General features: G+C 60.2%; 6 protein-coding genes. All 6 read left to right on the forward strand.

The genetic code is table 11. From position 1 onward, the window contains the following. A partial coding sequence (locus tag ACOMD9_RS20840; RefSeq protein ID WP_421417925.1) for a type VI secretion system Vgr family protein occupies positions 1 to 1451 on the forward strand: 1451 nt, incomplete at its 5' end. 41 nt (positions 1452 to 1492) lie between these two features. Then, entirely contained in the window at positions 1493 to 2353 is an 861-nt protein-coding gene (locus ACOMD9_RS20845) for a DUF4123 domain-containing protein (RefSeq protein WP_421417926.1), read from the forward strand. After that, complete coding sequence (locus ACOMD9_RS20850; protein WP_421417927.1) at positions 2350 to 5799, forward strand: toxin VasX; 3450 nt, start codon at positions 2350 to 2352, stop codon at positions 5797 to 5799. The genes ACOMD9_RS20845 and ACOMD9_RS20850 overlap by 4 nt, the downstream gene beginning before the upstream one ends. A 13-nt stretch (positions 5800 to 5812) precedes the next feature. Beyond that, on the forward strand, positions 5813 to 7144 hold the full coding sequence (locus tag ACOMD9_RS20855; RefSeq protein ID WP_421417928.1) for a hypothetical protein: 1332 nt from the start codon (positions 5813 to 5815) through the stop codon (positions 7142 to 7144). Positions 7145 to 7602: 458 nt separating this feature from the next. After that, complete coding sequence (locus ACOMD9_RS20860) at positions 7603 to 7911, forward strand: hypothetical protein (RefSeq protein ID WP_421417930.1); 309 nt, start codon at positions 7603 to 7605, stop codon at positions 7909 to 7911. 752 nt (positions 7912 to 8663) lie between these two features. Next, positions 8664 to 9041, forward strand: coding sequence for a hypothetical protein (locus ACOMD9_RS20865; RefSeq protein ID WP_421417931.1), 378 nt, complete (start codon positions 8664 to 8666; stop codon positions 9039 to 9041). Positions 9042 to 9476: the final 435 nt, after the last annotated feature.

Genomic DNA, 9476 nt, shown 5'->3' on the forward strand with positions numbered 1-9476 from the left:
CCCGCGCCGGCGGCACGCCGCCGTTGCGTCATGTGCGCAAGCTCCGCCAGGTATCGCGGGTCCGGCCCGCCTCGGCGATCCTCAAGGACACCTCCTTCAAGCAGCCCGCGTATTCCCAACGACACGAGCACGCTGCCGAGGGATTGGAGGAGCATGCGCAGAGAGACGACTACGAACACTATGACTACCCCGGCCGCTACAAGGCGGACGCCTCCGGCGAGGCCTTCACCCGCATTCGCCTGGAACGCCTGCGCCACGATGCGCTGACCGCCGAGGCCGAGAGCGACCTGCCCGAGCTCGCCCCCGGCACCCGCTTCACCCTCGCGGGCCACGATGCCGAGAGTCTCAACCGCGACTGGCAGGTGGTGACGGTCGAGCACCACGGCGAGCAGCCCCAGGCGCTGGAAGAGGATGGTGTCACCCAAGGCGATGCGGCCGGGATGACGAAATATGACAACGAGCTCGTCCTCACCCCCGCCGACACCGCCTGGCGCCCCGAGCCCGACCCCAGGCCCCGCGTCGACGGCCCCCAGGTCGCCTTCGTGGTCGGTCCCGAAGGTGAAGAGATCCACTGCGACGAGCACGGTCGGGTCAAGGTGCAGTTCCCCTGGGATCGCTACGCCGCGCCCGACGAAACGGCGAGTGCGTGGCTGAGAGTGAGCCAGGGCTGGGCCGGCGGCGGCTACGGCAGCATCGCGATTCCCAGGATCGGCCACGAGGTGGTCGTGTCATTTCTGGAAGGCGACCCCGATCAGCCGCTGATCACCGGGCGCACCTACCACGCGGTGAACACCCCGCCCTACGCCCTGCCCGAGCACAAGACCCGCACCGTGCTGCGCACCCAGAGCCACCAGGGCGACGGCTTCAACGAGCTGCGCTTCGAGGACCAGGCCGACCGGGAGCAGATCTGGCTGCACGCCCAGAAGGACCTGGAGCTTCTCACCAACCACGACCGCACGGAGGAGATCGGCCACGACAGCCACCTCAAGGTGCACCACGACCGTATCGCCGAAATTGACAGCGACGACCACCTCACCGTGCACGGCCAGCGCCACTCCCAGGTAGACGGTGACGACCACCTGATCGTCGGCGCCAGCCGCCACGAGAAGACCGGCCGCGCCCAGCTCATCGAGGCCGGCCAGGAGATTCACCACAAGGCGGGCATGAAGGTGGTGATCGAGGCCGGTGCCGAGATCACCCTCCAGGCCGGCGGCAGCTTCGTCAAGCTCGACCCCAGCGGCGTGACCATCAGCGGCGCCAGCGTCAAGATCAACTCCGGCGGCAGCCCGGGCTCGGGCTCCGGCCAGGCCGCCGAGGCCCCGCAACTGCCGCGGGAAGTGGAAGCGGCGCCGGGCGTGCCGCGTATCGAGCCACCTCGCCAGGAGGCCGCCCTGCGCCAGGAGATGGCCCTGACACAGCCCTGCAAGCCGATTGGCGAGAGTCAGGGATAGACGTCATGGAAGCATTGCCAGTAGGGGCGCCACCATCAGGGATGGCACTCGGTGAGAGGCAGCACTATCTGTTGCTCGACGGCATCAAGCTCGAGCCGCTGGAGCGCTGGCTCTACCAGCATCTCGATGCCCCCGTCTATGAGCCGCTCTACCTGCGCACACCCCTGGAGGAGTGTCGCAAGATATCACCCTGCCTGGTGGCCCTGGAGAGGGGGAGTCCTATCTGGGAGGCGTTCCTGGATCAAGGGGCGGTCGAGGGCTGGGGCTGGCTCATGGCCAGCGAAGCTTCGCTGGAGGACGTCGCGGAACACCTCCGTTGGCTACTGTTCGTCGAGCATCCCCTGGAGGGGGAAAAGATCGTACGGCTGGCCTCTGCCCAGGTCATGCAGTGCCTCCTCGAGGGCGAGCCGGAGCCATCACAAAGCCCCCTCCTGGGCGTGATAGCGGCGCTATGGCTGCCGATCGTCGAAGACGGCAGCCTCACTTGGCGGCATGTGACCAACGCCTCGGGGACGCCGATACGCCACCAGGAGCGCTTCCATCTGCAGCCCGCGCATCTCGACTCGCTGAGTCGCATTGCCTGGCAACACTTTGCTGAAGAACTGGCACAGCACCTGCAGACATTTTTTGCCCGCGGCCCGCTGATCAGGGAGTGCGGGGTGGCCTCGATCGCCGCTCGCCGGGTCATCGATACCACACGGGACCTGGGCTTCGCCGGCCGGCGTGCCCACTACTACATGGCCAATATCCTGGGGGCCCACGGTCAGGCCGCCCTGGATGAACAGCGCATGCCGGAGCTGGCTCGGCTCCTGACACGCACCGACGACCGTCCCCCCATGGAACGACTCAAGGCCGCCGTCACCGAGGCCCAGCGGCTATCGAGCAGGGAGAGCAATGCATGAGTACCGATATGGAAGCCGCCAACCGCGTCGCCGACAGCCAGAGCGACAATGATCCCGGCCAGGAGCAAGGGCAGTGCCCCCTGACACGCAGCGACCTGCAGTTGATACCGGTGCGTTATGCCCTGGTCGAGTCACCCGAGGCAGAACGCGTCGCCGCGACACCCGGGTTTTCACCCGCCTATGGCGGCAGCTTCCGCCACTGTGGGGTGCGCCCGGTACGAAAAGGCTGGCTCTACCTGGTGCATAGCGAAACACCCGATGAGCTGCAGGTGTTCGAGGTCGAGCCCGATGGCAGCGGCGATGAGATCATTGTCGAGCGCAAGGGCAGTATCCAGGTGCTGTTCAGCCTCGTTGAGTTCACCTCGTTGCATGAATCGATGCTCAAGCAGGAAGCCTTCCGCGAGCAGGTCATGACGCGAGTCAATGTCGGTGCCTACTGTCCTGGCAACGGAACCGCGCACCTGCTCGATCCAGATGCCCTCGCCGAGGTGCTGGCAGACGATCACGGCGAGCATCGCCAGACACCCGACGCCCCGGACCAGGAAGACGCGGAGGCGGAGCTCGATACCGGGAGCTATGCCTGGTGCGATAGCGAGGCAGAGGAGTGGCAAGCCAGCAATGCCGCCACGATCAAAAGCACAATCCAGAAAGATTATCAGGAAGACAGCGCCTGCCTGCTGGTCGAGGATATCCCCGGGCGCATCAAGGACCTGACCCAGGCGTGGGCATGCCTGGCAGCGCAGCAGGGTGGCTGGCTCGATAAGCACCAAACCGAGCACTTTGCGGCTACCACCATCGATGGCCTGATGACCTTGAGCTTCGAGCCGCATATTGAACATGCCGGTGCTGGCAACATGCCTGAGTGGCTGGGAGAAGCCGGCGACGAAGAGCGAGACGACCTGCAGGCCCTCGCTGATCTCTATTCCCAGCATCGCGAGACTAAAGAGGCGGTGACCGTCAGTGCTGGCGGTCATCCGGGTTTCATTGGTGGGGCGCTACAACCCATCGAACGAGATATCGATGGTCTGAGCCAGCAACTCGCCGAGCGACTCGGCACCGATGCCGAGCAGGTAAAGGATTTTGTCGAGCGCACCGAGCGCGACCACTTCCGCGAAGTGATCGGTGGCAACTACGCGCTGGCACCCAACGGCATCGTCGATGTGATTCGTCAGCAGGACATGGAAAACTTCCTGGCCTACGCCAACCCATTTCAGGAGCAGTGGCAGGAGGATTATCAGCGTATTGGCGACGATCTCGCCGCTATCCTGGGTGCCTGGCACCTGCATGCGCTGCTGCTGGATCGCGAAGATGAGCATCAGATACTGGCGACCTGCCTGATAGAGAAGGCGGCCGTTGAGACCCTGATGGCCTGTGGCCAGAATGAATTCCTCATACGCCACTATGCTGGCGACACCCTCGGTGCGGGGCATCTGCTGCATTATTCGCCCACCGAACACTTCATCGAGACGTTCTTGTCGCAGCCCGATGGCATACAGCACTCCCTGGCACAGACGGCAGCACTGATGGGCGCATCGGGTGCCTTGAAGAACTACCAGGAGTGGCGGGCCAGCGTCGAGGGGCAGTCAGGCCTGCGGTTCCGCAGCGTGGAGGGCCTATCCGATGAATCGCGAGCGGCGATCGCCGGTGAGGTCCAGCACAAGGAAAAGATGCTCGGCGACGCCGTGCTCGGCACGCTTCTCGACGAGGCGCAGGACCTCGATCTGGGGGAGCGCCTCTCCACCCTGGCGGATCGGTTGCCGGAAGGGCAACGGCTGATGTTCGCCGAACGACTGGGCCTGCTGGAACTGGGCTGGGACATTCCGGATAACTCGGTACTGGCCCGCCTCCAGGGGGCACTGGATCAGGCCGATAGTGCCGTGGTCAACCTGACGACCCTGGAGGATGAGCTCAAACGCCTCCGCCAGGAGCGCCAGGCAGAAATCGAACGCGCTTCGAGGCGTGGCACCAGCCAGGCACATCGGCGCGCCGCCGACAACTTCAATGCGCGCAGGATCCGCGACAAGATCGCCGACATCAAGCGCGAGCAGAGACGGTTGGGTGATGCGATAGAGGCCCTGATGGAGCATAGCTTTCCCGTCAACGAGGAGGGCACCCATGCGCTGAAGGTGGGCGGGCTGAGCCTGGCAGCGACCCGTGCCGCGCTGGCCGAGCGCAACGCGTTCCAGGAGGTCGCCAAACAGCCCCGCGGCACCATGCGCAGTACCTTGGATACCCTGATCCGTAATGAGCAGAATGACGTGTCGATCACGCGCAGCCTGGGGGTGTTGGTAAATGGAAGTTTAACCATGCTGGGAGGGATTACCTTTGCGAGTGCGTTTCAAGAATTCAGGCAAGCAGGGAGAGGTCATGAACGATTCTGGGAATATGCAGGTAATTCTGCAGCTCAGGGGCTTGGCTCAGTTGCTGGGATGGCAGCTATTAGGGAAATGATCGTCGATGCTCGCCATCGCAAGCTTTATGCGGGACGGTCTTTTTTACAAATAGCAGACCCTGCGCTAAGAGCTGCTGCGGGAAGCCCCATACAACTGGAGAATTGGGCGCGTGTAGCGAATAGGGCTATGGGGATTGTGGCTGGTTTAGGGGGGGCAGCGGGTGTCTTTGAAGCGCTCAGGCAATCTCAGCGAATAGGACGAACGGAGACCCAGGCGGAGCGGCTGGCAACCTATGTGGCATTGGCAGGGGCTTCTGGAACAGCGCTTGGTGGTGGCTTCTTGGGTGGTATGGGCCTTGCTGGAAGAATTTTGGGCGCTCCTGCCGCGCAATGGCGGCTATTGATGTTGCAGTTTGCTGGCCCGGTGGGTTGGTTTGTGGCGGCCAGCACGCTGCTCTTGGTCGTGGGCGACCTGCTGGCCAGCCGTTTCTCGTTAAGCCCCGTGCAGAGCTGGTGTCAGCGCAGCTACTGGGGCCAGCGCAGCGAAAATTGGAGCATGGAAACCCACGAGCAGGAACTGGGCAAAATCAGCGGTAGCGAAGCCAGCGTGGAGCGGCAGGGTGTCGCCGCAGCCCATGCTGGCCCCGGACCTGGCCCGGCTGCCAGCGACTTGGCCTTCCGCCTTATCATGCCCGGCGGCGAGCTCCCCAATGAAGAGACGCTCTCCTTCGGACTATGGGGCGTGCCCATGAGCGGCTCACACCAAGAGCTGACAAGAGATGTGTTGGCACATGTGCATGGAGATGCCGATGCGCCTGGCTCGGCGGTTATCTACCATTTAGCACCAGAGGTGCTGAGTCAGTACCATTTTGTACGGCTTGTCGTGCAGTCGCGGCTCTACGGCGAATCCTCCACCCGGGTCTACGAGCTATACCGGCGTGGCCGCTCATTGCCGAGCGAGTGGCGTGAGGTAAGTGCCCTGACCAATGGATTTTTCCGTAGTATCAAGGCGGGCAACTGGGCGAGCATGCCGCTTACGCCCTGGGCACCCTAGACAAGGATGATCGATGTTTAACACCAGCCCCAAAGAGGCCCTGCCCCCGATGCGCTCAGGCGAGCGTGAAAGCCGCGCCGGGGGCGAGCAGTACTGCCTTAGCCCATTACCGCTCCCCGTGGATAGCGAACACGGGGTGGACGTGGCCCATATCGATGTTGGCCATGATGACGTCACCATGGATATCCGCCAAGGGGCGAGTCCCGAAAGCCTTATGACAGCGGGCCACGTTGCCAGCGGGTTATCGCTTTGCATGATATTTCTTTTTCTGATTCTTTGGGCGGGGTTAGGAGGCTATTCCCCAGGTTTCCAGTTAATGACTTTTTTTGGGGGGGGGCTATATTTTGTTTTTCTAAATTTCTTTATTCTAGGCATTATATGGATCAATACGCTGCTCAAGCGCCTCCCACCTATTCGCCTCAATCGACAGCGCCGTGAAGTGGCATTTGTAGTGGTTCCCCCGGGGCGCTTTTGGCTACCTGCGCCTCATAATCTGTGGTTAATATCGACAGTGGGTACAGCAGCAGCGATATTGGGGGTTCTAGGTATAATCGAAATAGGAGAGTGGTTGCGTGGCGCCCGGGAGAGTTTTCCACTCGGTTTGACGCTACTGCACCTCGGCGCCATGGCTTTTCTCTTTGTTTATCCCCCGATCTACGATGCCATCTGCTGCCTCTTCAAGCGTGAGCGTCGCACGGTGTTGGTGCCTTGGGAAGATATCGTCGCGGTGTGCGGCTTTAACCCCAGCCTAGGGCCGGGGGCCATCACTGGTTTTGGCTGGAACTTTGCCCTGCTGCCGCCCGATCCCGAGCGGCCGGGTTATACCCTGCCCGGGGCGGGGATTATCGTCGGTGTCGGCGGCCTGCCCGGGGCGCTGGCCCAGTGGGAGTATATCCGCCGCTTTATGGAAGAGGGCGCCGAAGCGATTACGCCCTCGGCCAAGGAGTGGGGCCTCGAGTGGTACGACGCCTACGTCGCCCGTGAAAAGGCGGCATGTGAACGCACCAACGACAGGGCGCGCTGGCGGCGCTTTCGGCGCAAGCGCTTGTGGGAACACGCCCGCTTCGCCCATTGGTACACCGAGTACCGCATGCAGCACGTGCTGCCCAAGGCGGTCCCCAAGGACTGGCTGGCCGAGTGGTCCAAGCCGCTGCCCAAGGCGCAGTGGGCCAAGCCCTCGGCGGCCATGACCGAACTGAGCGAGCAGCTCCGCGCCGCCTACCAGCGTGGCGAGAAATTTACCGAGATGGGCGATATCGAAAAGCGCTTTGGGGTCACGCCGCCGGCGTCCAGCCACAAGGCCTATCCGTCGTTTCCGTTTAGCGTGAAGGCTCAACCCGCGTGATCATCTGACGCCAAAGAGATAACGCTGCTCATGCGGTCGTTATCCCAGGACCAATGAGTTGGTGATGGTGAAAAGCCCCCACTGCGAAGCGCTTCCCGAACCGACACCGGGCCAGCTCCAGCGTGCCGGCGATGTGGAACGCCTGCCAGGGGGCCGTATCGCCTTTCTGGCCCCTTGCCCCTTCCTACGGGGGAACCGGCGCTAAACGAGGGAGCGGTCAGCGAACTCAATGACACATGGCTGGACTATGGTGCCGGCTGGCCTGGGGTATTTGGCAATCAGCTAGTTCTGGGAGGAGCCTTAAAGGGGTTTCTTCTGATGGCTGTTGTGGCCCCTATAGTTCTATCACCATTTATGTCAGAAAGACTATTGCGTATTCCACGCTCTCTCTGATGGCTTTGTAAGAAATGGGCTATATATTATGGGGGGCGCAGGAGAGTACGTAGGGGAAAAGATATATGGTAAATGAGTTTATTGATTTGAAGCTGGTATATGTAGTGTTGATGCTTCTTGCGCTAGCAGTTTCACTCCTGTCACTTACAACACTGCTTATCATCCTGCTCTTGCATTCTGAGGAGATAGATAGTTATTTCGACAGCCCAGACTTCTCTCTCAGAGGAGCGAAGGTGATATGGCCTTATGGGGTGTCAAAAATGTTGGTTTATGGTGTCTTTTTGATATTCCATAGTACCCGCGTTGTGCAAAAAAAGTTTCCTCACGCCTGCCAAACCATCAACGTTGAACAGCTTCCGAAAAAATCAAACTGATGGTTGCTCTCCCCATGTATACTTTCTGGCTGCCTATGATATTCATATTCTCCGCTGGGGGGGTTGCTCACATTAGTGGTTTCATGTAAGTGACCGTCATGACATGTTTCTACAAGACAAGTCGAGGCTAAATTGCGGCAAATAGAAGCCCTCTTATCAACGCACCTATGAGCGGACAGGGCGACTTGGAGGTGAAGAGTTCTACTCTAGGCGCAGGGCCCTTTTTCGAGATCTGGACTCCTTGCTCGATCGCGTCACCCGTATGGGCTTAGGGATTCCGGAGCATCCGGAGCTACGCCATGCACTAGGTATCTCGACGAGAAGCGCAGTGCATCACTGGAGCCAAGCAGGGTCCTCAGCATCAGGCATCCCGGGCTATGCTGACAATTACTCCAATATCGCCAGAGCCAGTCGGTGGATAAGCCGGTCCGGCTATGTAGGGGTAGGATTTAGTGCATTATCAACTCACTCGAATGTGCGTGAAGCATGCACATCAGGGCGCGAAGAAGAGTGCAATATTGAGCGAGTCAGAGAATGGGCTGGCTTCGGCGGCAATGTCGCTGGTGGTGCTATAGTAGGTGGTGCCGCAGGATATGCAGCTGGTGGCATATGCTTAGCAATCGGGGCGGCGACAGCCGGGGTTGGCGGACTTGTCTGTGGGGTAGTAGTGGTAGGAGGTGCGGGGTATGTCGGAGGGAGGGCGGGGGAAGAGATAGGGAAATTTGGCGGAGAATTGGCAGGCGAGTTTATATATGGCAATTGAAATGATAGAACCAAAGCATATGCTAGGCATACTCATACTCATACTCATACTCATACTCATACTCATACTCATACTCATAGCCATAGCCATAGCCATAGCCATAGCCATAGCCATAGCCATAGCCATAGCCATAGCCATAGCCATAGCCATAGCCATAGCATTTAGCGTACTATCGCTTGTCGCATGGGGATTAATATTGCTACTGCACATGAAAGAAATAGACAACCATTTCGATAGCCCGGACTTCCCAAATAGAGGCCTTAAAGGGTTGTGGCCTTGGGAGATGGGCAGAGCAGCGAGCTACGGTGCGTTTTTGCTATTCCGAAACTCCAAGGTCATTCAAAAAAATTTCCGCATGCCTGTATAGCCATTAAGCTCGAAGAGATTCCAAAAAAAATAAAACTCATGGTGGCATTCCCCATGTACACATATATTCCTTCCGCATTACTTCTAGTGGCGGGAGGAACATTCCTTTATATAAAAAAAATGGTTCTTATGACCACTAGAAATAATCACTAATAGTAAAACTGATGTAGCGCCCCCATTCTCCCCTGCGAGGGAAGGCGCCCGACCGCCTTCCCCAGCGGTAGCGTAGCCAACCGCCTGCGCCTGCTGGAACTGGGCTGGGACATTCCGGATGGCTCGGTACTGGCCCGCCTCCAGGGGGCACTGGATCAGGCCGAGAGTGCCGTGGCCAACCTGACGACCTTGGAAGGTGAGCTACAACGCCTCCGCCAGGAGCGCCAGGTGGAAATCGAACGCGCATCTCAGCGTGGCACCAGCCAGCCGACAGACCCCTCAT

The organism is Halomonas terrestris, assembly GCF_049166755.1.
GTDB lineage: Bacteria > Pseudomonadota > Gammaproteobacteria > Pseudomonadales > Halomonadaceae > Halomonas.

Bases quoted from the DNA above. Each gene is read 5' to 3' on its own strand.
- ACOMD9_RS20845 (WP_421417926.1), top strand. From the start codon at position 1,493: ATGGCACTCGGTGAGAGGCAGCACTATCTGTTGCTCGACGGCATCAAG.
- ACOMD9_RS20850 (WP_421417927.1), top strand. From the start codon at position 2,350: ATGAGTACCGATATGGAAGCCGCCAACCGCGTCGCCGACAGCCAGAGC.
- ACOMD9_RS20855 (WP_421417928.1), top strand. From the start codon at position 5,813: ATGTTTAACACCAGCCCCAAAGAGGCCCTGCCCCCGATGCGCTCAGGC.
- ACOMD9_RS20860 (WP_421417930.1), top strand. From the start codon at position 7,603: ATGGTAAATGAGTTTATTGATTTGAAGCTGGTATATGTAGTGTTGATG.
- ACOMD9_RS20865 (WP_421417931.1), top strand. From the start codon at position 8,664: ATGGCAATTGAAATGATAGAACCAAAGCATATGCTAGGCATACTCATA.